The organism is Streptococcus sp. HMSC034E03 (assembly GCF_001811505.1).
Lineage (GTDB): Bacteria > Bacillota > Bacilli > Lactobacillales > Streptococcaceae > Streptococcus.
Window position 1 is genome coordinate 1 of the sequence record NZ_KV804911.1, and the last position, 872, is coordinate 872.

General features: G+C 39.7%; 1 protein-coding gene. It reads left to right on the forward strand.

Features of this window, described 5'->3' with window-relative positions:
* Window positions 1-861: PcfJ domain-containing protein (locus HMPREF2805_RS00045; protein ID WP_186822533.1), on the forward strand; the 861-nt coding region annotated here is incomplete at its 5' end.
* Between the last annotated feature and the right edge of the window lie 11 nt (window positions 862-872).

Genomic DNA, 872 nt, shown 5'->3' on the forward strand with positions numbered 1-872 from the left:
TTTTTTTGGGAAATTGAACGACTTTACAAATATAAGTTTGAAATCGAGTTTGCCCAGAAGATTCACGCTTACAGATTGGCCAACGAAATCATGTTTCCGAATTGTAGAATCGGATTTACAAGAACCGTAGACATGCGGACCTTGAACCGTAGATGGCTTCAGAAGAATAAACAATTTTTCAAGAATTCAAATCGCAGCTTTAACGAATTTGAGTTGAGCCGTCGATTAAAAGAACGGAACGGCCAGCTAGTACCTGGTATCGAGTCTTATCTGACTTACCACGATATCAAGCACATACCGAAAGGTGTAGGGATCAATAAGTTTCAGAATTGGATTATCAAGAATCATATTGATTTCAATGAATATCTTGACTATCTCAAGATGCTACGAGAAATGGGCATTGAGCCTGAAGGTGATGCTATGCTTGTACCAAAGGATTTTACGGCCATGCACAATCACACGGTCGGATTATACAATCAATTCGTTGAAGAAAAACGCAAAATGGAAGACAAGAAGAAACGTAAGCAGCTTGAATCTGAGTTTAAACTTAAAAAAGGAATGGATAGAATCATCCACGGTTACGCATTCCATGTCCCTAGAAAAGTGGCCGAGCTGATCTATGAGGGCAAGAAGCTACATCACTGCGTAAGCTCATACACAGACAAGCATTTCAAAGGCGATACTTTGATAGTGTTTGTACGCTTATCAAATCAACCAAAAACACCTCTTTACACACTCGAAGTAAAGCAGGGTAAAATAGTCCAGTTTCGTGGCAAGTATAACCAAGACGTCCCAACCGATGTCTGGGACATAGCCAAAGAATGGATGAAGCAAACAAAATTAGTGCCAAAAGCAGCATAAAGGAAAAAGGA